We start from the raw sequence: 23034 nt of genomic DNA on the forward strand, positions 1-23034 counted from the left end.
TAAATTTAAAGGAGAGAAAATGAAAAAGTTTAGTTTTCTTACAAGTTGTGTACTTTTTGGTGCTTTGCTTAATAATGCTTTGGCTTGCACTACTATTTTAGTACCAAATGAAGCAAGTAAAGATGGCTCTATGCTAGTTGCAAGAAGTGCTGATAGTAAAGCAGATAAAGCACAGGTTTTTTTAATCCATCCAAGAGTTGAAAATCAAAAAGGTATTTATAGCACTAAAGCACATCAAGGAATGAATGATTTTACCCACCCTTTACCTGCTAAATCTTTTCAATATAGCACTATAGCTAATTGGCAAAGTAAATTACATGGTGCTACTGGTTTTAATGAAAAGGGTGTTGGGATAAGTGCTACTGAATCAATTTATGCAAAAGATGAACTTTTAAAATTTGATCCTTATAATGAAAAAAATGGTATTAGTGAAGATGATATTTTAGATGTTTTGCTTCCAAGAATTAAAAGTGCAAAAGAAGGTGTTTTGTTATTGGGTGATATTATAGAAAAGCAAGGAGCTGCTGAGGGTTTTGGAGTGGCTTTTGTGGATTCTAAAGAAATTTGGTATTTAGAAAGTGCCACAGCACATCAGTGGATGGCTGTAAAAATTCCTAATAATTCGTATTTTGTTAGCGCAAACCAGGGTAGGTTGAAGCAATTAAAATTCAACGATGAAAATACCTTGCATTCTAAAAATTTAATAAATTTTGCCGTCATTCATAAAGCGTATAATCCTAAAGTGGATAAGGATTTTGATTTTTTTAAAGTTTATACAAGAAATGATGATAGAGATTTAACTTATAATTATCCTAGAGTTTGGTGGATACAAAAAATGTTTAATCCATCTTTAAATCAAGATGTAAAAAATGGTGCTAATTTTAATGTGTTTTTACAACCTGAGCAAAAACTTAGTGTGGATGATTTAAAAAAAGCTTTAAGATCGCACTATGATGGAACAAAATATGATCCATATGCAAATTTCAATGAAAATGAAAACATTTACCGTGTTGTGAGTGTGTTTAGAACTTATGAATCTCACATTATGCAAGTTAGGCCGTGGCTTCCTAAAGAAATAGGTAGGTTAAATTATGTCGCAATAGGAATGGCTGATTTGAGTGTGTATTTGCCTTATTATTTTGGTAATGATGAGTTTATTGCAGGATATCAACAAGGAACAAATGAAGCTGATGATGAATCAATTTATTGGATTTATCGCAAGTTGCAAACTCTTGTAATGAGCGATTATAATAAATATGCTCCTATTGTAAAAAATGCTTATGCTAAATTTGAAAAAGATACATCTTTAAAACAAGAAGCTATGGAAAAAGAATATTTAAGTCTTTATAAAAAAGACAAGAATAAAGCAAAGCAAATTTTAGTTGATTTTTCATTACAAAATCAAAAGGAAGCTAAAAAACTTACTCAAGATTTAACAAATCAAATTTTTACTCTTTTAACAAGAGATACAGATATAAAATACAAATCTCTTAATAAAAATAAAAAAGATTAATAATATAGCCCATTTTTGGGCTATAATACTCTAAAATAATTTTAGAGTGATTTTAATGACAAGATATAAAACAAGACAAATAAAAGTAGGTAATGTTTTAATAGGTGGTGATGCTCCTATTTCAGTGCAATCTATGCTTTTTACTAAAACAAGAGATATTGAAGGTTGTTTAGAGCAACTTAATAGACTTTATTTTGCTGGCGCGAATATAGTGCGTTTAGCCTGTTTGGATATGGCAGATGCAAGAGCTTTAAAAGAAATTAAAGCAAAAAGCCCCTTACCTTTAATAGTGGATATACATTTTAATCACAAGCTAGCAGTCTTTTGCGCTGAATTTATCGATGGGGTGAGAATTAATCCAGGAAATATAGGCTCAAAAGAAAATATTAAAGAAGTGGTGCAAGCTTGTAAGCAAAGAAAAATTCCTATTAGAATAGGGGTAAATCATGGTTCTATAGAAAAACAATTTAGCGATAAATATGGTTATAATATAGAGGCTATGCTTGAGAGTGCTTTGTATAATATAAAATTACTAGAAGATTTAGACTTTTTTGACATTAAAATTTCTATGAAAACTTCAGATGTGCAAAATACTATAAAAGCTTATGAAGCTCTAAGACCACTTTGTGATTATCCGTTTCATTTAGGAGTTACTGAAGCAGGAACTAAATTTCATAGCACGGTTAAAAGCTCGATTGCCTTAGGAAATTTGCTTTTAAAAGGTATAGGCGATACAATGAGAGTTTCTATGACAGGGGAGCTTGAAGAAGAGATTAAAGTAGCAAGAGCGATTTTGCAAGATAGTGGAGTGCAAAAAAGTGGAGTAAATATCATCTCATGCCCAACTTGTGGAAGAATTCAAAGTGATTTGATTAAAGCGATTAAAATAGTAGAAGAAAAAACTAAGCATATAAAAGAGCCATTAAATATAAGTGTTATGGGTTGTGTTGTAAATGCCTTGGGTGAGGCTAAGGGTGCTGATGTGGCGATTGCTTTTGGAAAAAATCAAGGTTTAGTTATAAGACATGGCGAAGTAGTGGCAAAATTAAAAGAAGATGAGCTTGTGGATAGATTTTTACTTGAAGTAGAAGATGAGGTAAAACTTAGAGAAAAAGATTAATTTTTTTCTAAGTAAGTTTTTTGCATATTTTGTAATTTTTTAGAAATTTTTACTTTATAAATACTTGGATTTTGAAGTTTTTTTAGTTTAAAATCCAAACCATCAACACTTTTTTTATGATACTCTTGAATATTTTTCAAGTTAGGAAGCTCATAGATTAATTTTCCATCTATAAAAATAAGCTCATGTAAATTTTTATATGTATAACCTTGGTAATTTTTGATATTTTCATCATGTGCATATAAGATATCAAAACTTGCTTTATTTTCTTTATAATACCTTATAAGTTTTTTAAAATGTGGCAAGGTTGTTTTGCTTGAGCTTGCGCTGATTTTGATTTTAGGGATGATTTGATGGTTTTTTTCTAATGCAACAAGCTTATAAACAGCTCCAAAAATAGGCGAACTTGCCGAAGTAATAAGCTTTTCTCCAATACCAAAAGCATCGATTGGAGCTTTGTTTTTTAGTAATTTCTCTATGATAAACTCATCTAAAGCATTACTAGCTATGATTTTGCATTTTTTTAAGTTAGCAAGATCTAGTTTTTTTCTAATATATTTAGAGATTTTCAGCAAATCTCCTGAGTCAATACGGATAGAATAATTTTGCATAGAATCTTGCGCATTTAACTCATTAAAAACTAAAATAGCATTTTCAATACCTTTTTTATAATCATAAGTATCAATCAAAAGACTTATATTATCTTTATAAATTTGACAATATGCTCTAAAAGCACTTAGTTCATCATCAAACATTTGCACCCAAGCATGAGACATGGTTCCGTTTATAGGAATGTCAAATTTTTTCCCAGCTAAAGTACAAGCGCTTGCATGAAAACCACCTATAAAAGCAGCTCTAGCACCATTTAAAGCTGCACTTTCTCCATGGGCTCTACGAGAGCCAAATTCTAAGAGTAATTTTTCCTTTGCAATTTGAGCAATTCTGCTAGCTTTAGTGGCAATTAGACATTGATGATTTAGGGTTAAAAGTATGAAAGTTTCTAATAATAAAGCTTCTATTATAGGTGCTTTGATGATCATTAAAGGTGTATTAGCAAAAACACATTCACCTTCTTTAACACTTAGTATATCCCCGCTAAAATTTAAGGTTAAAAGGTAGTTTAAAAAATCATCATCAAATTTGTGAGTATTTTTTAAAAATTCTATATCGCTTTGAGAGAAAGAAAAATGATTAATATAATTTATGATTTGTTCTAATCCACAAAAAACAGCATAAGAAGCATTATCGGGAGCTTTTCTAAAAAAAACTTCAAAATAAACAATCTGCCTATGCATATTTTGTTTAAAATAAGCATAAGCCATACTTAGTTCGTAAAAATCACATAATAATGAAGAATTCATATAAGGATTTTTACTAAAAAATTAATCCATTTGGCGACGCAAGAAAGCAGGAACGTCAAGTTGAGAAATTACTTCTTCATCAAATCCACCGCTAGCTTTGCGCAAATTCATATAGCTATTTTTTTTACTTTCTTCTTGTTCTTTAGCACTTTCTATTTCAGCTTTATCTTCAAAACCTGTAGCAATGATAGTTACTTCAACACGATCACCCATACTCTCATCAGTAGTTGCACCAAAGATTACTTTTGCATTTTCATCTGCTATATCGCTAATGCTTTGAGTAGCTTGTGAAATTTCTATCAATGAGCATTCAGGACCAATTTTATAATGGATAATTACGCCTTTAACGCCTTTCATAGTCATACCATCTAATAATGGAGATTCTATAGCACTTGATAATGCGTCCATGATAGCATTTTCACCTTCTCCATGACCCACGCCCATTAGTGCTAAACCTCTGTGGCTCATAACAGTTCTAACATCAGCAAAGTCAACATTAATATCGCCATCTTCTAAAAGGATAGAAACCATACCCCTAACAGCTCTAGCTAAGATATCATCAACTAGTTTAAATGCTTCTTTTATACCTGCTTTTTTTGGAAGTATGCTAAGAAGTTTTTCATTTTGGATTACAATGATAGAATCACTTTCTTTTTTTAATTCAGCCAAGCCAGCTTCTGCTAATTTTTTTCTTTGTTTTCCCTCAAATGCAAAAGGCATGGTTACAACTGAAACGGTTAATGCGCCTACTTCTTTAGCAGCTTGTGCTACAACAGGAGCCGCACCTGTACCAGTTCCACCACCAAGTCCTGCTGAAATAAATACTATATCGCTTTGACTTAAAGCAGCTTTTACTTCTTCAAAACTTTCTCTTGCGCTTTCTGCTCCAATTTCTGGTTGCATTCCAGCACCCAAACCCTTGGTTTTTTTCTCACCTAGTTGAATTCTAGTTTTTGCTAAAGATTTAGCTATAGCTTGTGCATCAGTATTAGCTGAAATAAGATCAAGATCATGTAAACCCATATTTACCATATGATCTATCATATTACCGCCACCGCCACCGCAGCCTATGACTTTTATTTTTGCACCTTTTGCGTGTTGCATTTCTTCTACTAGATATTCGCTCATTGTATCTCCTATTAGAACTGGTTTATTAATTTATTCCAAAATTTATGCATAAAACCTGATTTTTTATCTTTTTTGGTTTCAACTTTTGTTAATTCTGCTTTTTCCTCTTCAAAGTCTTTTTGATCTTGAAAAATTTCTTCAAAATCTTTGTTTTCTTCTTCATGCTCTTCTATGGTGAGATTTTGTTTAATCTGTTTATTGATAAACTCAGGTTCTCCTTTGTATCTTAGCTTCTCATTAGAGTCTAACTCATAAGGAGTAAAATGTCCACCACCATATAAACAAAGACCTATAGCGCAGCTATTTTCTGCATCTTCAAAAATTTCTTTAAAGCCATCCATAGTATCTTTTTTTGCGGTCGCTATTCTAACAGCTTTATTATCAAAATAAGCTGAAGCAAGTTTGTCAAGTCCTGCAAATTTTGTCATTCCACCTGTTAATACTATGCCTGCTCCTGCTTGATTTGCACAAGCATTGTCGCTTAGCATTTTAGCTAAAATAATAATAGTTTCTTCAATTCTTGCATAAATTACATTAGATATAACTTCTACTGAAACTTCATTTTTTCTTTTTTCATCACCCATGTATGGAATTTGTATGATTGAGTTTTCATTTTGTGCTAAAGATGCGTAATTTAATTTTAGTTTTTCCGCTTCTTTTGGTGGGGTATGTAAAGCTATGGATAAATCATTAGTGATATTTACTGAACCAATTTGTAAGCATTCATTATAGCGTATAGAATTACCCGCATGAATGACCATATCACAAACTGCTCCACCCATATCGATTAAAATAGCACCTAATTCTTTTTCACTATCATCAAAACATGCAATAGAAGAAGCATATCCTGAAAGAACGATGTTATCTACTCTAAGATCGGCAAGCTCCACGGCTTTCTTTAGATTTTTAATATGCACTTCTTGTGAGATTACAATATGTGTAGAAACTTCAAGGCGATTTCCGCTCATTCCTAAAGGATCTTCTACATGTTCAAGATCATTTACTTTAAAATTATAAGGTAATACATGAATGATTTCATATCCGCTAGGTATATTTGCAGTATGTTTTGCTGTGCTTACTGCTCTATGAATTTCTTTAATACCTATTTCATGATTTGGTATATTAACCACACCTATGCTATCTACGCTTTTTGCATAAGCACCTGAAATGGATACAATTACCTTATCATAATGCACGCCTGACATCATTTGTGCATCAGCTACTGCCTCTTCTATAGATTTTGAAGCAAGTTCTATATTAGTAATTGCTCCTTTTTTTATACCATTTGATTTTGACTTTCCAAAACCAATGATTTTAAGTCCTTCTTCGCTTTTTTGTGCTAATATGGCGCAAGTTTGTATTGAGCCTAAATCAATTCCTAAAATATTCAATTTGTATTTCCTTTATAATAGCGTTGAATTGGATATAATTCTATAAGTTTTTTTAATAATTCTTCCTTAAGTAAAGCTTGTTTAGTTTGTCTGGCACTTTGCTCTATGATGAATTTATAAATTTCTTCTTTATTTTTATTTTCTAAAGTTTGTTTTGTGATTTCATAAACAATTGCTTTATCATCAAACAATACATAAGATTTAGCTTTGTTTGAGTCAAATACATGCATTAAAAACTCGCTAAATTCAGTATCATTCATCATATCACCTACTTTTGCATTTTTGGCTGAGTCGCGACTATAAGTTCCTATGTCTATGCCTTGGAAATTATCTAGGGCAAGTTTTGCTTTTTCTTCTAATAAGGCTTTAGTTTTTTCTTTAATGTAAAGTTTACTTACTTCGTTTTTAGCTTGCTCAAAAGTCATAGTTTGTATAGGATTTATTTTTATAACTTTTGCAACCATATAGCCATTTTCAAATTTAAAAGGTTTGATAAAATCATTTTCTTTAGCTTTTTGTATATTTTCTAAAGGATAATAAATATCAGCATCGCTGATTGTGATATTTTTATCAAAATTAAGCTCATTTTTTCTCAAAGCCACATAGCTTTCATTGGCTTTAAGTTTAAGTTTAGAAAGTTTTAAATCTTTTATCACTTTATCTTTGCTTTGTTCTAGACTTAGAATTTTCCCTGCAAAATCTTTATAGTCATTTTTATTTTCTTCATAGTAGGCTTGGATCTCTTTATCATCAACTTTGATTATATCAGGGTTTAAAAAATAAGTTGCAAGTTCGTAGCTTTTTTGTGTTTTATAAAGTTCTTTATTTTTCTCCCAAGTTTGTTTTAACTCTTTTTCATCAATTGTTATATTTTTGTTATCAAGTTTTATAGCTTGGACTTTTAAACTATCTTGCATTAAAAAACTTGCACCAAACATATCAAGCTCATTTGGTTTGATTTGTAAATTTAAAATAGCATTGATTTTTTTAAGTAACAACTCATCATGAATGATTTTTTCATAAGTTTTTGGTGTATAGTTGTTTCTTGCAAGTAGATTGTAGTATAAATTTTTATCAAAAACACCTGAAGCATTATGAAAGATTTTTTGATGTGCTAAATCATAAGCAATTTCTTCCTCGCTCACATTTAAACCCAAAGTTTTAGCATAAGAAAGTAGTAATTTTTCTTGTATAAGTTCATTGATAGCTTGAGTATCCAAGCCATCTTTTTGTGCTTGTTCTTGTGTGTAATTGCCATTGTTTAGCTGAGAATAATAGCTAAATAATTGAGAATATTTGAGATTAAACTCATCATAGCTTATTTTTTCATCGCCTACTTTTGTAACAGAATTAGATCTATCTGTGTTAAAATCATAACTCCCCCAACCAACAAAACCTGCTCCAACAAAAGCAATAACACTAATCCAAATAGTAACAACTAAATATTTTTTATGATGCTGCATCCAAGTGAGCATTTTTACCCCAATCCATAATTAAATAAATTAAACCATACATTATAGATAATTTGTGATTAATACAAAATTAATTTTACATAGATTATGATAAATTTGTTTCAGCTAAATGGATAATTTTGCAAGAATTTTCAATTAAATCTATAATTTTACCTAATTCATAACTTGTTCTACCATAAGCAAATATGCCATAACCCTTTACAACGACAAAATTTTGCTTTTGTTCTAGCATATAACGATAAATTTCAGTTTGTGATCTATCCTCCCAATCTTCATAACTTTTAGGATTATAAACTCGAATTTCTTCTAGAAAAATTTCACCAAAATAATCCTGAGGTGCTATAAAATCATGATTTAAACTCATGGATAAAGTGTAAGCTGGGCAAGCAAAACATACAAATTTGGCTTCAGGTATATTCTCATATATACTTTTATGGATTTCAGAGTCATTGCTAGCTTCATTCCAACTATAGTCTTTTGCAAATTTTAAAATGCTTAGACTTTTTTCATCTAGCTGATTTAAAAAAGTGTCATTTTTATTTATAATAAAAGAGCTTTGGGATAGTTTTGCTGAAACTGAACCATGGCAAATCCCAAAAAAATTTTTTTTAAACATTGAAGTAGAAAGCATTTTAATTTGAGAAATAATATTTTCTTTATTCATTAAAAACCTTGTTTTAAACTTTGCTAAGATATTATACTAAAAAAATTAAAAGGTTTATTTTGCAAAGTCCACATATTCCTGTTTTATTACAAGAAGTTTTAAATGCTTTTGATGATTTTGATAGTGGAGATTTTTTAGATTGTACTTTGGGTTATGGAGGGCATTCTAAAGCATTATTGCAAGCTCATGAAAAATTAAGATTAATTGCTTGCGATAAAGATTTAGAGGCTTTAAATTTTTCCAAAGAGTTTTTAAAAAATTTTCAAGATAGAATAAGTTTTAATCATATAGGTTTTAAAGATATTTTAACTCAAATTTCAACGCAAAACATAAGAGGAATTTTAGCTGATATTGGTGTATCTTCTTTGCAGCTTGACAAAAATGATAGAGGTTTTTCACTAAATTCTGATTTTTTAGATATGAGAATGGATCAAAATAACCCTTTAAGCGCTAAAGAAGTGGTAAATTCTTACAACAAGGAAGCCTTGGAGCAAATTTTCAAAGACTATGGAGATTTAGCACCGGTTGCTTCAATGCTTGCTCAAAAAATCATCAATGCAAGAAGTCAAAAAGAGATTACAAGCGCAAAAGAATTAAGTCAAATCATAGGAAATACTAAGCTAAAAGGACGCAATGTGTCTTTAGTTTTACTTGTATTTCAAGCTTTACGCATAGAAGTAAATAATGAGCTTGGCGAATTAAAATCCTTACTTGAAAATATAGAAAAAGCAAAATTAAGAGATTGTAAATTAGCTATTATTAGCTTTCATTCTTTAGAAGATAGAATAGTAAAAAATACTTTTAAAAGATGGGAAAAAGACTGTATTTGTGATGAAAGAGCCATAAAATGTGAATGTGGTAAAAATCATAGTCTTGGGAAAATTTTAAGTAAAAAAGCTATAAGTGCCTCCAAAGAAGAAATAAGCTATAATAGCAGATCAAGTTGTGCAAAAATGAGAATTTTTTATTTTAGGTAAATAATGGTTGAAGATGATTTTTTAAAAGAAAAACAAAATATACGTGAAAAAATGTTGAAATATTCTAGGGCTATTAAAGAAGGTAGGCCTTATGAAGAATATGAGCAAAATTTTAATGAAAGTGATCGTATATTAAAAAATAGAATACAACGTAAAAAAAGACCCAAATTTACAGATTTTGATGAAGAATATGAAGAAAAACCTAAAAAACAATCTGCTATTTATTTAAAAGAAGATTTGATTAATGTTAAATTAGAAGAAAAAAAACCTTTTAAACTTCAACTTAATTTTTTCAAAAAACAAAAAGAAAAATTCGATAAAAAAAATATTGCAAATTCTAAAACGCTTAAAAGTGGCAAATTGCCACAAGAAGTAAAAAAAACAGAAAAAAAGCAAGAAAATAAAGATCCTATTCAAATATCTAAAATTCTTACTCAAAGTAATGTTTTTGTCGCGTCAAAATTTCAAGATTTAAAAGAAAAAAGAAAAGAAAAAGCTAAACTCAAACAAGAATTAAAAGAGCAAAAAAAAATCGAACAAGAAAAAATAAAAAAAGCTCAAGAAGAATTAAAAGAAAAAGAAAAATTAGCCAAACAAGAACAAAAAATTTTAGAAGAAAAAGTAAGACTTGAAGAAAACCAAGAATATAATCAAGAAGATAAATATGAGCTTTTAGATAGCATAGTAAGTGAGGAAAATAAAAATTTAAGTCCTAAAAATTTATTATATGCAGGTTTAATGATAGCATTTGCTTTGTTGATATTTTTCCCACAAATTTATATTAGAAATCAAATTTATTATGTAAGTAGAGATATAGCAGATTTAAGATCGCAAGAGCTTGTTTTAGATGAAGAAAACAAAGAACTTCAAAGACAGCTTGAAGCACTGTATTTTCAAAATCAAGTTTTAGACTTTTTAGATTAATCTTGTGTTTGAATGATTTTTTCTAAAACATATTGCTCGAGTTGATTTTTTGGAATTTCTTCTTTAATAGCTTGATTATAAATATTTTCTGCTATTTTTGAATATTTTTCATAAGCAAAATATGGAAAATGCAAAGCCCAGGCTTTTTTTAGTAATCTTTTGCTAATGATTTTTCTAGTGTAAATTTTAAAAATATCATAGCCAATAAAAACACAAGCAGTAACAAAAATAGCACTTAAAATACTAATATGAAAATCAATAATTGTTAAAAAATAATGTGTAATTAAAATTAGAGGAATGATAATTAAAGCACAAAAAAATGCATAAATAAGATAAGAATTAAACACTTTAAATTTAAAATTTAATTTTGCAGGATCTACCATCATGCCTTCATTAAGCAAGGCGTTTGCTTCTAGTAAATCTTTTAAATTAACAGGTTGATTTGAAACTTTAAAAATAAAGTTTAAAATAAATTCTTGTATTTTCATTGTTTTACCCAAAATTAGTATGTGATTTTTGTGATTTTAACATTTTTGTTTTTAAATAAACTAAATTTTAAGTCTTGTAAATGAAATCTTGTGTTAAAATTTATATTATTTTGATATCAAAAGAAAGAAAAAAATGGCAGATTCTAGATTTATGATGAATGTAAAAGGCATAGCTAAAAGTTTTATACCTAGAAAAATTTATCAAAATCAATTGCAAAATATTTTAAAAGAAATTTTAAAATCAAAAAATATAGATAATATTATTACTCGTTTAAATTATTATAATCTACAAAATGATTTTTTTGATATAAAAAATTTTCAAAATTATGAAAAAATAGGAAAATTTCCTTTTAAAAAAACTTCCTATGCTTATGATGCTTATGTAATCAGTAAGTATTTTGATGATGATTTTTTATGGATTAAAGGTTTTGGAGATATTAGTTATAATCTTAAATATCCAAGTATAGCTAAATCAAGACCGGTTGAAAATGGTTTTAATAATATCATTTTAAAATTAGACAAAAACAGACATTTTGATTTTATACAGGATAAAAACCAATTTGAAGATAAAAAAGATTTGCTTTTTTTTAGAGGTGCGATTTATCAGCCTCATCGTATTAAATTTTTTGAAAAGTATTTTGATAATGCTCGTTGTGATATTGCTCATGTTGGTGGTAGAAAAATTCAAGCCGAAAAATGGATTAAAAATTTAAATTTTAAAATCAGTAGAGCCTATCAAACTCAGTTTAAATTTTTACTTTCATTAGAAGGTAATGATGTAGCAAGCAATTTAAAGTGGGCGATGAAAACAAATTCTTTGGTTTTGGCACCAAAAATGCGCTATGAAACTTGGTTTATGGAAGGAAAACTAGCTCCAAATGAGCACTTTGCTTTGATTGATGATGATTATGAAAATGTAGAAGCTTTGCTTGATTATTATTTAGCTAATCCGCATAGAGCAAAAGAAATTATTCAAAATGCCCATGCTTACATAGAGCAATTTTTAGATGAAAAGATAGAATTTTATATAGGAATTTTAGTTTTAGCTAAGTATTTTTATTATTCTAATCAGCTTGATTTACCAAAAGATATTGTTGATTTATTTGATTAAAGGAGGATTTGTGCAAGAAATGGAAATGGTGTTTTTAAATGATGAGTTTGTAAAAGCTAGTGAAGCTAAAGTGAGTGTTTTTGATAGAGGTTTTATCTTTGGAGATGGAATTTATGAAGTAGTTCCTGTGGTAAATGCAAAAATAGCTGACAAAGAAGAATTTTGGGAGCGTTTTGAGCGCAGTTTGGCTCAAATTGAATTACAAATTCCTTATACAAAAGAAGAATTTGAAAATATTTTAGAGCAATTAATCATTAAAAACTCTCTTAAAGAAGGCGGGCTTTATATGCAAGTTACTAGAGGGGTTGCTAGTAGAAATTTTGCTCTTTTAAAGGGATTAAAACCTACTATTATGGCTTTTGCTTTTGAATGCAAGGTGATTGAGCATGAGTGTGCTAAAAACGGGGTGAGTGTTATTTCAACAGCTGATTTAAGGTGGAAAAGAAGGGATATAAAATCAATTTCTTTATTAGCTCAATGTCTTGCAAAAGAAGAAGCTATAAAAGCTAAGGTTTTTGAAGCTTTTATGGTAGAAAATGCTTTAGTAACGGAAGCTTCTAGTAGTTCAGCTTTTATTATAAAAGATAAAACTTTAATCACTAAGCCATTTTCTAATGAAATTTTGCCAGGAATTCGCCGTAAAAATATCTTGAAATTTGCCAAAGAACTTGATCTTAAAGTAGATCAAAGAGCTTTTAGCATGAAAGAAGTGTATGAAGCTGATGAGGTGTTTATTTCCGCAGCTACTTTTTTGATTTTGGGTGTTATAAAAGCAGATAGCAAGGTGATTAATGATGGTAGGGTAGGTTTTTATACCCAAAAGCTAAGAGAAAAATATGTAGAAAAAATACAAAAAGAGGTTTTTTAATCAAAACCTGCATTTGTAAATTCTTTAGGATTATCAAGAGCGTAGCGGAATTTTTCCCAGTCTATTTGTTTATCCCAAATAGCTACGATTAAAGCTGCTACGCTATTTCCACATAAATTTCCTACTGCGCGAATTTCAGACATAAACTTATCTACACCCAAAAGTATAGAAATAGCAGCCACAGGTAAAACCTCTCCTAAGCTTGCTCCTAAGCCATTATTAGCTTCTGCTATATGCATATTAGATAAAGCTGCAAGTGTGCTTCCTAGTATGATAAAACCTGAACCAGTTACACCAACAGCACCTTTTGAGGCTATCATTAATACGATTAAAATGCTAATTTCATGTGTTAAAGAAAGCTCTACATTAAAAGCTTGTGCAAGGAAAATCAAACTCATAGCCAAATAAATATTAGTACAATCAAGATTAAAACTATACCCAGTTGGCAATACCAAACCCACAGTGGCTTTTGAAATTCCTGCTTTTTCAAGCTTTCTCATAAGTGGAGCTAATGCTGATTCGCTAGAACTTGTAGCAAAAACTATCAAAACTTCTCTTGAAATAAAACGCATAAATTTAAAAATATTAACTTTAGCAATAAAACAAATAATTCCTAAAACCCCAAAGATAAAGAGTAAAGAAGCAAGTAACATAACAATAAGCAAATATCCTAAATTTAATAAAGAATCAAGCCCATATTTTGCCACTAAAAAAGCCATCGCAGAAAAAGCGGCAATAGGAGAAAAATACATAATGATTTCTAGAATTTTAAAAACAAAACTTTGCATTATTTCTAATGTTTTTTGTATAGCTTTTCTCTCATCAATTCTCATAAGCGAAATAATAAAAGCACAAGCTAGGGCTATAACTAAGATTTGCAAAGTTTTTCCCTCGCTAAAAGCAGCGATGATGTCAGTAGGTATAGCGTCTTTTAAAATATGCAAAATCTCATTTTGCGCGCTTATTTCTATATTGTTATTGACAAATTGAGCTACACTATCTTTATCTAAGGTGCTTGGATCAAGGTTCATTCCTTTTCCAGGTCCCATAATATTTGCCATAAAAATACCAATAGCTAAAGCAAAAGTACTCACTACTTCAAAGTATAGTAAGGCTTTAGCGCCTATACTTCCAACTTGTTTTAAGCTTTCAAGACTAACAACTCCTAAAACAATAGTTAAAAATATAATAGGTCCTATGAGAATTTTTAAAGCTTGTATAAAATAATCTACCCCGATTTTACTAGCTAGTGCAAGTTCTTTATCTAATAAACCAAGGCTAATGCCAGCTATAATTCCTATAATCACCCAAAAACCTAAATTTTTTAACATTTTTTTGAGCTTGCTTGGTTTTTCATGAGTGATTACTAGCACAAAAACTCCTTGTAATTTTAAAAACAACACATATTAGCAAATAAAAACTTATTTTTATGATTAAAATAAATAAAAAATAAACAATATTCTTAAAAATAAGAATTTTTTAGCTTATTTTGTAGCTAAAAGTAGCATTTTGTAGTATTTTTGTATTATTTATTATGAAATAAATAATGATAATGTTTATCTAAATTTAAGAAAGCTAGTACTATACTTGCGACTATGATTTTAAAAATGAATATCATTTCGGAGTAAAATAGTGTTTAAAAAAATAAGTTTGTTAATGATTTTTTTATTTTGTTCTATTGTTTATGCTAGAGAGATTGATTATCAAAAAGAAGCCCAAGCAATCAAACAAATTTTAAATGAAAGTATGCTCTTATATAAAGAAAATAAAAATTTAGAAGCGAAAAAAAAGGCAGAAGATGCATACTTTCAGCATTTTGAAACCATGGAAGGTTCTATTGGGCGTAATGTTGGCAGAAAAGCCATTGTTATGGAGCGTAAATTTGTTAATTTAAGAAAGTTATATAAAGATAAAGAAGATTTTTCTAAAATAGAAGCTTTGATTAGTAGTTTGTATTTTGATTTAGATGAAGTAGTTCCTATTTTAGAAAAAGGCTTCCAGCTTAAAGCTGAAGCTAGTGATGTAAATTATGATAAAAAAGCAGCTGAAAGCTCATCTTTAAAAGCAGAAAAAGAGCGCCAAGCGCAAGCTGAGGCGATGTTTGCAGCTTTACTTGGAGAGAATGTTAAAGAGCAAACTTCACAAAACTCAACTCAAAGTTTGATTGCTCAAGAGCAAAGCACCCAAAAAGATGAAGCATTGCTAGCTTTGCAAGAAGCTTCAGCTTTGGATGCAAGATTGCAATTTTTGATGGATTCTATGATTTCAAAGCTTGATCAAGCTGCATTAGCTTTTGTAAATAAAGACCATCAAAAAGCTAAAGATTTGATTCAATCAGCATTATTTGAAGACTATAGAAATTCAAAAGTAGAAGTTTTAGTGGCAAGATATACTAAAGCAGGGGCGGATAAAAAAATTCAAACCAAGCTTAGAACTATTATAAGAAAAATCAATGCTAATACTTTAGATGAAAAAACTATTAGAGATGAAATTTCAAACATATCAGATTTATTATATGAAGCGTTTTTAGCTTTACCTAAAGAAGAATTAGCCTTACTTCAAGTTAAAGGCTTTGATGAAAATACTATGAGTACTAAAAACTATACTAAAGTATATGATGATATGAAAATTGCTCTTAATGATATTTTGCAAAATTATGAGGGATTTAATTTAAATAGCATAGATGCTTTACAAAATGTGTATTTGGATATTTTTGAAGCAAGTGGTATGGAAAGTAAAATTGGTGCTATTGATAGTGCTTTAAAATTAAAAATAGAAAGTTATTTTTCAAAAGGTGTTGCACTTATTAAAGCAAGTGCCTCTAAAGAAGAATTAAAGCAAAATTTTGATGAGCTTAGTGCCTTAGTAGAAAGCTCTTTGGATAAAATTCAAGAATCTTCGCCTATGTCTTTATTTATATGGGCTTTAGGTATTATTTTAAGAGAGGGTTTGGAAGCTTTAATTATCATTGTAGCTATAGTTTCATACCTAGTTCAAAGTGGCAATAAAAAGCGTTTAAATATAGTATATTCAGCACTTTGGAGTGGAGTGTTTTTAAGCTTTGTAACGGCATTTTTTATATCATGGATTTTTAAAGAACAAGCAGGGCAAAGCAGAGAACTTTTAGAGGGCATTACTATGCTTGCGGCTGTTGCATTACTATTTTATGTGGGTTTTTGGCTTTTATCAAATGCACAAAATAAAAAATGGGCAAATTATGTAAAAACTCAAGCAGTTGAAGCTATCTCAAATAATTCAGCAAAAACCTTATGGTTTAGTGTGTTTTTAGCTGTATATAGAGAAGGTGCTGAAACTATTCTTTTTTATCAAGCTTTATTATTTGATGCAAAAACAAGCACGGACTATAGTTTTATATTTATAGGATTAGCTAGTGGATTAATCATACTTATAATACTTTATTATTTATTAAAAGCTGGTGCTTTAAAAATACCAGTAAAACAATTTTTCTATATAACTTCATACATTATTTTTTATATGGTCTTTGTCTTTACAGGCAAAGGCATTGGTGAGCTCATAGAAGCTAAGGTTATCACCCCAAGCTTACTTCCTTTTGATTTTGAAGGAATTTTATGGCTTGGAATTTATCCTTACTATGAGAGCATCATACCTCAGTTTATGGTTTTAATCTTACTCATTATGGGTATTTTTATAACAAAGCAAATTTCAAATAAAAGGGAAAAAATATGAAAAAAACTTTATTAAGTTTAGGCGCAGCAGCTAGTATTTTAGCTAGTTCAGTTTTTGCAGCAGAGGTACCAATTGGCGATCCTTATGAGTTAAATGGTATGGAAATAGCAGCGGTTTATTTACAACCAATCGAAATGGAGCCAAGAGGGATTGACCTTGCAGCAAGTTTAGCAGATATTCACCTTGAAGCAGATATTCATGCATTAAAGGGCAATAAAAACGGCTTTCCAGAAGGCTTTTGGATCCCTTATTTAACTATAGCTTATAAGCTAACTAATCTTGATAATGGTAAAGTAAAAACAGGAACTCTTATGCCTATGGTAGCAGATGATGGCCCTCACTATGGTGCAAATTTAAAAATGGATACAGGTATAGGAAATTATGAGTTAGTATTTTTAATAGAAAGTCCAGAAAAACAAGGTTTTGGACGCCATGTTGATAAAGAAACAGGTGTTGGCAAGTGGTTTGAGCCATTTTCAGTTAAATACAACTTCAAATACACAGGAAAACCTAAGTGATTTTTCCCTAGCTTTTTGCTAGGGTTTATTTATAAAATTATTGATTTTATAAATAAATTCTATCAAAGAAGAGCCTATGTCGATTTATTTTGTACATTTTTTTGGAGTGTTTTTTTCTTATGCGCTTTTGAGTGCTTTATTTTTTTATAATCTAAAAAATTCTTTAGTGTTTAAACTTGCTTTTGTGGGTTTTGTTTTTTCTTATTTTGCTTTTTTTATTAGCGCTAAAACACTAAGTTATGATTTGCTGTATTTTTCTAATGATATTTTATTTGTTTTATTGTCTTTGGGTATTATCATTTTTTCTTTTATGAAAAATAATTTTTTAAAAGAAAAAATTCAAGCAATATTTCTTTTTTTATTATCTTTTGCTTTTGGTATAAAATACTTACATATTTCTATAGACTTTCCTATATTAAGCACTAATTTTTTAGATTCTTTAGCGATTAGCTCTTTTGGGCTTATTTTACTTGCTTTTGTTGTGTGTTTTGGGGTTTATCTTTTTACAAGATGGCTAAGGGAATTTAAATTTAAGTTTTTAAATTTATTTTTATTTATTATTGTGATTTTTTATCTAAATGAAGCTTTAGCACAAATTTTATTACACCTTATGAGAGAAGGTGTGATAGAAACAGAAAGTTTGTATTTAAGCTATGTGGCAAAAAGTGTATATTATGCTAAATTTTATACATACATATGGTTTTTATTATTATTTATTTGTATAGTCTTAGCTCTAAAGCAAAGAGTAAGTGAAAACACCAAGAAAAAAGATTTTGATATAGAATTTAGAAAAAATCAAGCAAAAAATTCAACTATAACTAGCTTTAGTGCAAGTATTTTTAGTGCTATGATTTTAAGTCTTTGTATTTTTCTCTTTTATGACTTACATGCTTCAAGACCGGTAACCATAGATGAGCCAACCTATGTAGAGCCAAATGAAAATGATGAATTTGTCTTTGATGTAGCGATTTTAAGAGATAATAATTTACATCGCTTTGCTTATATTAGTGATGAGGGTAAGGTAGTGAGATTTTTCTTAATTAACAAAAGAGAAGATAAAGACTCGCCAGTAGCGGTTTTTGATGCTTGTAGTATATGTGGGGATATGGGGTATGTTAAAAAAGGTGGAGAGTTAATTTGTATCTCATGTAATGTTAGAATTTTCTTACCAAGTGTAGGTAAAGCAGGTGGGTGCAATCCTATCCCTATGAAATATAAATTTGAAAATGGTAAGGTTATCATACCTTTTTCAGAAATTTTAGATGGGGTAAATTTTTTCACTCAAGTAGTAGAAAAGAAAGTTTATGATCCTATTGATAATACTGAACTAATTAATTTAAAAGCACCAAGATCTTATGTTTATAAAGGAAGAACATATTTTTTTGCTAATGAAAAAAATTATGAAGAGTTTAAAAATGATCCTTTAAAATACATCGATATGAATAAGACTTCAAAATATAGAATTCATAATTTATTAGGAAATGACTATGCAAATTAAGATTGTAAAAAATTCCATTTTTCAAAATAAAATTCAAAAATCTCTTGCTTTACTAACGATTTTTTTAGCTACTTTACTTATGGCTACTATGTTAAATCTTACTTTGGGCATAGGTAATGAAATCACAAAAGAATTAAGAAGTTATGGATCAAATATTTTAGTTTTACCTAAAGGCGCAAGTTTAAGTGTGGAAGTGGGTAATAAAATCTATGAGCCTTTGAAAAATCAAAATTTTTTAGAAGAAAGCAAACTCCATACTATAAAAGAAATTTTTTGGAGAAATAATATCAACGCCTTTGCGCCATTTTTAGATACCCAAGTAAAAATTCAAACTCCAAATGCAAATTATGAAAATATCTCTTTAGTGGGAACTTATTTTGATAAAGCTATAAAGGTGCAAGATGATGATGATTTTTATGCAGGCATTAAAGAATTATACAAATATAGTCAAATCAAAGGAAATTATCCAAAAGATGATAGTTTAGATGAAATAATGCTAGGAAAAGACTTAGCACAAAAGTATGATTTAAAAATAGATAATGAAATCACCCTTGTGCAAAATGATCAAATTTTTAAAGTAAAAATTGTTGGTATTATAGACTTAACTCAAGCCTTTTCAAACAAAATCATTACTTCTTTACTTTTAGCACAAAAACTTTCTAAAAAAGAAGGTTTGTTTGCCAAAGCAGAAGTTTCAGCTTTGACTATACCTGAAAACGATTTAGCGCAAAAAGCAAGACGTGATGTAGATAGTCTTAATCAGCTTGAGTATGATCAGTGGTATTGTACTGCTTATGTAAGTTCTATTGCTTATCAAATCGCAGAAGATTTTAAAGGTGCTAGCACAAAAGTAGTGAGTGCGATTTCAGATGCAGAAAGTTTGATAGTATCTAAAATTCAATCTTTAATGGGTGTAGTTAGCATTATATGTTTAATCGTAGCTTCCATAGCTATATCATCTTTAATGAGTGCGGATATTTTTAGAAGAAAAAGCGAAATAGGACTTTTAAAAGCTTTGGGTGCTAGCACTTTGCAAATTTATATGATTTTTGCACTAGAAGGGGTTGTGGTAGCTTTAGTTGGAGCAGTTTTTGGTTTTGCTTTTGGCGTTGGGGTTTCAGAAGTTATTGCTCTAAGTATATTTGATCATACTATTGCTATATCTTGGATTATTTTACCAATTTGCTTATTTTTTGCGGTGCTTATAGTATTTTTAGGATGTTTGTTCTCTATTAAAGGAATTTCTAAACTTTCTACTTCAGAGGTTTTATATGGCAAATAATTTTTTTATGCAAGAGGTTTTTAAATCTCTTATTTTTTCTTATAAAAGAGTTTGTGTTATTTTTATAGCTGTGTTTATGGGTGCTATGGTTAGTGCTTCATTTTTTAATATTTATTTTGATATTGACACAAAATTATCTAAAGAATTAAAAGCTTATGGAGCTAATTTTATTATTACACCAAAAGATGATGAGTTTTTAAGTATGGATGAATTTAATCAAGTCAAAGAAAACTTGAAAGCAAAAGCTTTAACCCCATTTTTATATGGTTTTTATAATCTTGAAAGTTCAAGTGCGGTAGTTGTTGGAGTTGATTTTGCAAATTTAAAGCTTACTAAGCCTTTTATGGAAGTTTTAAAAGGAAGTTTTTCTTTGAGTGATTTTAGTGAAGATAGTGCCTTTGTGGGGGCTGATTTAGCTAAACAATTAGAGCTTAAAATAGGACAAGAATTACAAATTTATAATCCAAGTATATCTAAAATAATCAAAGTAAAAATCAAAGCTATTTTAAGAAGTAACGATGAGCAAGATGGGGTTTTAATCATCTCTTTAAAAAAAGCGCAAGAATTAGCAGCTAAAGAGGTGATAAATTATGCTCAAGCTATTTTACTAGGCGATTATGAAAGTTTAGATCAAAAAGCAAAAGAGCTTAGCAAGGGCAATGTAGAAGCTAAAGTCATAGCTTCAGTATCCATTAGTGAAGGTGTGATTTTAGAAAAGATCAAGGCTTTGATGGCTTTGATTAGTTTAACGATTTTACTCATTAGTTCTTTGAGTGTAAATACCACTCTTAGTGCAGTGATTTTTTCAAGAAAAAAAGAAATAGCCTTGCACCTTGCACTAGGGGCTAAGCATAAAGAAATCATCAAGCTCTTTGGAGCTGAAGTGTTTATTTTAAGTTTAAGTGCGAGTTTGCTCGGTGCTTTTTGTGGATATTTTTTGGCAAATATTTTTGGATATTTAATTTTTAATGCAAGTATAGATTTTAGATTGCTTTCAGTGTTTTTTGCGGTACTTGTTTCTTTGGTATTTGCATTTTTTGCAAGTATCTTACCGCTAAAAAAAGCTTTAAAAATCAATGTTTGTGAAAATTTAAAGGGTGAGTGATGAAAAATATTATAAAAATTTCAAATTTAAATCGTAATTTTAATGAAGTTAAAGCTTTGCAAAATATCAACTTAGAGGTAAAGCAAGGCGAATGGCTAGCCATTATGGGCCCATCAGGTTCAGGTAAATCAACACTTTTAAATATACTTTCTTTAATGGATACTCAAAGTAGTGGGGAGTATTTTTTAGATGATAAAGAAGTTGGAAATTTAAGTGAAGAAGAAAAAAGCGTGATCAGAAGAGAAAAAATAGGCTTAATTTTTCAACAATTTCATTTAATACCTTATTTAAATGCCTTAGAAAATGTTATGCTAGCTCAGTTTTATCACTCAAGTATAGAGCAAAAAGACGCTATAATGGCATTAGAAAAAGTAGGGCTTTCACACAGACTTACACATTTACCTAGCCAATTAAGTGGCGGGGAGCAACAAAGGCTGTGTATAGCAAGAGCTTTGGTGAATGATCCTGAAATTTTATTAGCAGATGAGCCAACTGGAAATTTAGATGAGGCAAATGAAAAAAACATTCTAGAACTTTTTTGTAAATTAAAACAAGATGGCAAAACCATAGTTTTAATCACTCACAATCCAGACTTAGCTACTTTTGCTGATAGAACTATCATTTTAAGCCATGGAGTGATGAAAAGTGAAAATTAAAAGTATAATTTTAGCTTGTTTATGTTTAGTTTTTTTAAGTGCGTGTTTTGAAAACAACAATAAAAATGGTGGCAAAATAGGTCTAAAAGCACCAGAAATCGCAGCAAAAAATTTACAAGGTGAGAAAATCAAACTAGCTGATTTTGATAATCTTATCGTTTTAACCTTTGTGGAGCAAGGTTGTGCATCTTGTTTAAAAGACTTACCACTTTTGGAAAAACTAGCTAACGAATACCCTAAAAAAATGACTATTTTAGCGCTTGATTCTATAGATAAGGGTAAGGATTTTGAAGAATTTGCTACAAAGTATGATTATAAAAATATTATATTTTTGCAAGATGATTTAGATATCTCATGGCAAAGATTTAGTGTTTTTGCGGTGCCAACTACTTTTATCATTAAAGATGGAGTTGTACAAGATAAAATCATAGGAGAAAAACCATGGTCGCAACTAAAAGCATCTATTGCTTCTTGGTTTTAATAAGCGTTTTTTTCTTTAGTGCATGCTCAAATAATGAATTTCAAACCTTAAATTCAAATCAAAACTATACTTTTAAATACGATGGTTTTGAAAAAACCTTAAAAACGCAAAATGCAAATCAAGCTTATGCTTTATTTTTTTTCACTCAAGATTGTGGTGCATGTAATGCACAAATTCCTATGCTAAACGAGCTTTATAAAGAAAGAAACTTTCCTATTTTAGCGGTGCTAAATGGAGCTAATTCAAAAGAAGAAGCTCAAAAAATTCTTTTGGAAAAAAAGCTAGATTTGCCACTTTTATATGAGGCCAAAGCAAGTTCATTTTTATCTAAAGCTGTGGGTGGAATTTATGGCGTGCCTGTGATAGTTTTTTATGATGAAAAAGGTAAAATAAATGAAAAATTCATCGGACTTACCCCAAAAAGTGTTTTAGAAAATAAGATTAAATTTTTACAATAGATTTAGGTGTTTTATAAAGTATATTTCAGTAAAAAATAATTTAAAAATTTATAACATTATTTTTTATTCAAACACCTATTTTTCAATACATTCAAGCTCATGTAATATATTCTTATCATACTAATATTTTATTATTTTTTATAATTAAGCTTAAATTTATAAATATAGTATTAACATTTCTTAATTGTTAAGAATATATTGGTAATACTCATTACAAAAATATATAAACAAGCAATAAATCAAACAACACATTAACTATTTTTTGAAAGGAATTTTCAATGAATAAAAATTCATCTAAAAATCACCTCACG

21 protein-coding genes are annotated in these 23034 nt (G+C 29.3%); 14 read left to right on the forward strand and 7 right to left on the reverse strand.

Annotated elements, in window-relative coordinates; genetic code table 11:
• Positions 1–19 precede the first annotated feature (19 nt).
• Positions 20–1513 carry a C69 family dipeptidase gene (locus tag L8W68_RS05065; protein WP_263675243.1) on the forward strand — a complete coding sequence of 498 codons (1494 nt, stop codon included), beginning with the start codon at positions 20–22 and terminating at the stop codon, positions 1511–1513.
• Positions 1514–1568: 55 nt separating this feature from the next.
• Positions 1569–2633, forward strand: coding sequence for a flavodoxin-dependent (E)-4-hydroxy-3-methylbut-2-enyl-diphosphate synthase (gene ispG / locus L8W68_RS05070; protein WP_412175556.1), 1065 nt, complete (start codon positions 1569–1571; stop codon positions 2631–2633).
• Here ispG and L8W68_RS05075 read toward each other — a convergent pair.
• From L8W68_RS05075 to L8W68_RS05095, 5 genes are all read right to left on the reverse strand, one after another.
• Positions 2630–3994, reverse strand: coding sequence for a nicotinate phosphoribosyltransferase (locus tag L8W68_RS05075; RefSeq protein WP_263675244.1), 1365 nt, complete (start codon positions 3992–3994; stop codon positions 2630–2632). The two genes, ispG and L8W68_RS05075, sit on opposite strands and share 4 nt — an antisense overlap.
• A gap of 21 nt (positions 3995–4015) precedes the next feature.
• A complete protein-coding gene (gene ftsZ / locus L8W68_RS05080) occupies positions 4016–5122 on the reverse strand; it encodes a cell division protein FtsZ (protein WP_039626779.1) in 1107 nt (368 codons plus the stop codon).
• Positions 5123–5133: 11 nt separating this feature from the next.
• Positions 5134–6513: a cell division protein FtsA gene (ftsA, locus tag L8W68_RS05085; protein ID WP_263675245.1), complete on the reverse strand. Its 1380-nt coding sequence runs from the start codon at positions 6511–6513 to the stop codon at positions 5134–5136.
• Positions 6510–7988, reverse strand: a complete 1479-nt coding sequence (locus tag L8W68_RS05090; RefSeq protein WP_263675246.1) for a peptidylprolyl isomerase — start codon at positions 7986–7988, stop codon at positions 6510–6512. Before L8W68_RS05090 ends, ftsA begins: the two co-directional genes overlap by 4 nt.
• 82 nt (positions 7989–8070) lie before the next feature.
• Complete coding sequence (locus L8W68_RS05095) at positions 8071–8649, reverse strand: class II aldolase and adducin N-terminal domain-containing protein (protein WP_263675247.1); 579 nt, start codon at positions 8647–8649, stop codon at positions 8071–8073.
• 59 nt (positions 8650–8708) lie between these two features.
• On the opposite strand from L8W68_RS05095, the gene rsmH reads away from it, so the two are divergent.
• Entirely contained in the window at positions 8709–9626 is a 918-nt protein-coding gene (gene rsmH / locus L8W68_RS05100; protein ID WP_263675248.1) for a 16S rRNA (cytosine(1402)-N(4))-methyltransferase RsmH, read from the forward strand.
• A gap of 3 nt (positions 9627–9629) precedes the next feature.
• On the forward strand, positions 9630–10550 hold the full coding sequence (locus tag L8W68_RS05105; protein ID WP_263675249.1) for a hypothetical protein: 921 nt from the start codon (positions 9630–9632) through the stop codon (positions 10548–10550).
• On the opposite strand, the gene L8W68_RS05110 is transcribed toward L8W68_RS05105, so the two are convergent.
• Positions 10547–11038 carry a hypothetical protein gene (locus L8W68_RS05110; protein WP_087700007.1) on the reverse strand — a complete coding sequence of 164 codons (492 nt, stop codon included), beginning with the start codon at positions 11036–11038 and terminating at the stop codon, positions 10547–10549. The two genes, L8W68_RS05105 and L8W68_RS05110, sit on opposite strands and share 4 nt — an antisense overlap.
• Before the next feature lie 133 nt (positions 11039–11171).
• On the opposite strand from L8W68_RS05110, the gene L8W68_RS05115 reads away from it, so the two are divergent.
• Both L8W68_RS05115 and L8W68_RS05120 read left to right on the forward strand, forming a co-directional pair.
• A complete protein-coding gene (locus L8W68_RS05115; protein WP_263675250.1) occupies positions 11172–12149 on the forward strand; it encodes a glycosyl transferase family 90 in 978 nt (325 codons plus the stop codon).
• A 19-nt stretch (positions 12150–12168) separates the two neighbouring features.
• Positions 12169–13017 (forward strand): aminotransferase class IV, encoded by an 849-nt coding sequence (locus L8W68_RS05120; protein ID WP_263675258.1) that lies wholly within the window; start codon positions 12169–12171, stop codon positions 13015–13017.
• On the opposite strand, the gene L8W68_RS05125 is transcribed toward L8W68_RS05120, so the two are convergent.
• Positions 13014–14348, reverse strand: a complete 1335-nt coding sequence (locus L8W68_RS05125; protein WP_263675259.1) for a cation:dicarboxylate symporter family transporter — start codon at positions 14346–14348, stop codon at positions 13014–13016. The genes L8W68_RS05120 and L8W68_RS05125 overlap by 4 nt on opposite strands.
• 325 nt (positions 14349–14673) lie before the next feature.
• Here L8W68_RS05125 and L8W68_RS05130 point away from each other — a divergent pair, with 325 nt between their 5' ends.
• The 8 genes from L8W68_RS05130 to L8W68_RS05165 all read left to right on the forward strand — a co-directional run bounded on the left by L8W68_RS05130 (position 14674) and on the right by L8W68_RS05165 (position 22723).
• Positions 14674–16725, forward strand: a complete 2052-nt coding sequence (locus L8W68_RS05130) for an FTR1 family iron permease (RefSeq protein WP_263675251.1) — start codon at positions 14674–14676, stop codon at positions 16723–16725.
• Complete coding sequence (locus L8W68_RS05135) at positions 16722–17243, forward strand: ferrirhodotorulic acid transporter, periplasmic binding protein (protein WP_012661874.1); 522 nt, start codon at positions 16722–16724, stop codon at positions 17241–17243. The genes L8W68_RS05130 and L8W68_RS05135 overlap by 4 nt, the downstream gene beginning before the upstream one ends.
• Positions 17244–17319: 76 nt before the next feature.
• The gene (locus tag L8W68_RS05140; RefSeq protein WP_263675252.1) at positions 17320–18741 is read left to right on the forward strand and encodes a Fe-S-containing protein; all 1422 of its coding nucleotides are present in this window, start codon (positions 17320–17322) and stop codon (positions 18739–18741) included.
• Complete coding sequence (locus L8W68_RS05145; protein ID WP_263675253.1) at positions 18731–20023, forward strand: ABC transporter permease; 1293 nt, start codon at positions 18731–18733, stop codon at positions 20021–20023. The genes L8W68_RS05140 and L8W68_RS05145 overlap by 11 nt, the downstream gene beginning before the upstream one ends.
• Positions 20013–21128: an ABC transporter permease gene (locus L8W68_RS05150; RefSeq protein ID WP_263675254.1), complete on the forward strand. Its 1116-nt coding sequence runs from the start codon at positions 20013–20015 to the stop codon at positions 21126–21128. The genes L8W68_RS05145 and L8W68_RS05150 overlap by 11 nt, the downstream gene beginning before the upstream one ends.
• A complete protein-coding gene (locus L8W68_RS05155; RefSeq protein ID WP_012661870.1) occupies positions 21128–21784 on the forward strand; it encodes an ABC transporter ATP-binding protein in 657 nt (218 codons plus the stop codon). Before L8W68_RS05150 ends, L8W68_RS05155 begins: the two co-directional genes overlap by 1 nt.
• Positions 21774–22265 carry a TlpA family protein disulfide reductase gene (locus L8W68_RS05160; protein ID WP_263675255.1) on the forward strand — a complete coding sequence of 164 codons (492 nt, stop codon included), beginning with the start codon at positions 21774–21776 and terminating at the stop codon, positions 22263–22265. Before L8W68_RS05155 ends, L8W68_RS05160 begins: the two co-directional genes overlap by 11 nt.
• The gene (locus L8W68_RS05165) at positions 22226–22723 is read left to right on the forward strand and encodes a TlpA family protein disulfide reductase (RefSeq protein ID WP_263675256.1); all 498 of its coding nucleotides are present in this window, start codon (positions 22226–22228) and stop codon (positions 22721–22723) included. Before L8W68_RS05160 ends, L8W68_RS05165 begins: the two co-directional genes overlap by 40 nt.
• Positions 22724–23034: the final 311 nt, after the last annotated feature.

This window comes from Campylobacter sp. FU_497, assembly GCF_025772425.1.
GTDB lineage: Bacteria > Campylobacterota > Campylobacteria > Campylobacterales > Campylobacteraceae > Campylobacter_D > Campylobacter_D lari_C.

Excerpts from the sequence above, each read along its gene's own strand:
- L8W68_RS05110 (WP_087700007.1), bottom strand. The coding sequence starts at position 11,038 with ATGAAAATACAAGAATTTATTTTAAACTTTATTTTTAAAGTTTCAAAT.
- L8W68_RS05140 (WP_263675252.1), top strand. The coding sequence starts at position 17,320 with ATGTCGATTTATTTTGTACATTTTTTTGGAGTGTTTTTTTCTTATGCG.
- ispG (WP_412175556.1), top strand. The coding sequence starts at position 1,569 with ATGACAAGATATAAAACAAGACAAATAAAAGTAGGTAATGTTTTAATA.
- L8W68_RS05115 (WP_263675250.1), top strand. The coding sequence starts at position 11,172 with ATGGCAGATTCTAGATTTATGATGAATGTAAAAGGCATAGCTAAAAGT.
- L8W68_RS05075 (WP_263675244.1), bottom strand. The coding sequence starts at position 3,994 with ATGAATTCTTCATTATTATGTGATTTTTACGAACTAAGTATGGCTTAT.
- ftsZ (WP_039626779.1), bottom strand. The coding sequence starts at position 5,122 with ATGAGCGAATATCTAGTAGAAGAAATGCAACACGCAAAAGGTGCAAAA.
- L8W68_RS05120 (WP_263675258.1), top strand. The coding sequence starts at position 12,169 with ATGGAAATGGTGTTTTTAAATGATGAGTTTGTAAAAGCTAGTGAAGCT.
- L8W68_RS05125 (WP_263675259.1), bottom strand. The coding sequence starts at position 14,348 with ATGTTAAAAAATTTAGGTTTTTGGGTGATTATAGGAATTATAGCTGGC.
- L8W68_RS05165 (WP_263675256.1), top strand. The coding sequence starts at position 22,226 with ATGGTCGCAACTAAAAGCATCTATTGCTTCTTGGTTTTAATAAGCGTT.
- L8W68_RS05145 (WP_263675253.1), top strand. The coding sequence starts at position 18,731 with ATGCAAATTAAGATTGTAAAAAATTCCATTTTTCAAAATAAAATTCAA.
- L8W68_RS05065 (WP_263675243.1), top strand. The coding sequence starts at position 20 with ATGAAAAAGTTTAGTTTTCTTACAAGTTGTGTACTTTTTGGTGCTTTG.
- L8W68_RS05105 (WP_263675249.1), top strand. The coding sequence starts at position 9,630 with ATGGTTGAAGATGATTTTTTAAAAGAAAAACAAAATATACGTGAAAAA.
- L8W68_RS05095 (WP_263675247.1), bottom strand. The coding sequence starts at position 8,649 with ATGAATAAAGAAAATATTATTTCTCAAATTAAAATGCTTTCTACTTCA.
- L8W68_RS05135 (WP_012661874.1), top strand. The coding sequence starts at position 16,722 with ATGAAAAAAACTTTATTAAGTTTAGGCGCAGCAGCTAGTATTTTAGCT.
- L8W68_RS05155 (WP_012661870.1), top strand. The coding sequence starts at position 21,128 with ATGAAAAATATTATAAAAATTTCAAATTTAAATCGTAATTTTAATGAA.
- L8W68_RS05090 (WP_263675246.1), bottom strand. The coding sequence starts at position 7,988 with ATGCTCACTTGGATGCAGCATCATAAAAAATATTTAGTTGTTACTATT.
- L8W68_RS05130 (WP_263675251.1), top strand. The coding sequence starts at position 14,674 with ATGATTTTTTTATTTTGTTCTATTGTTTATGCTAGAGAGATTGATTAT.
- L8W68_RS05150 (WP_263675254.1), top strand. The coding sequence starts at position 20,013 with ATGGCAAATAATTTTTTTATGCAAGAGGTTTTTAAATCTCTTATTTTT.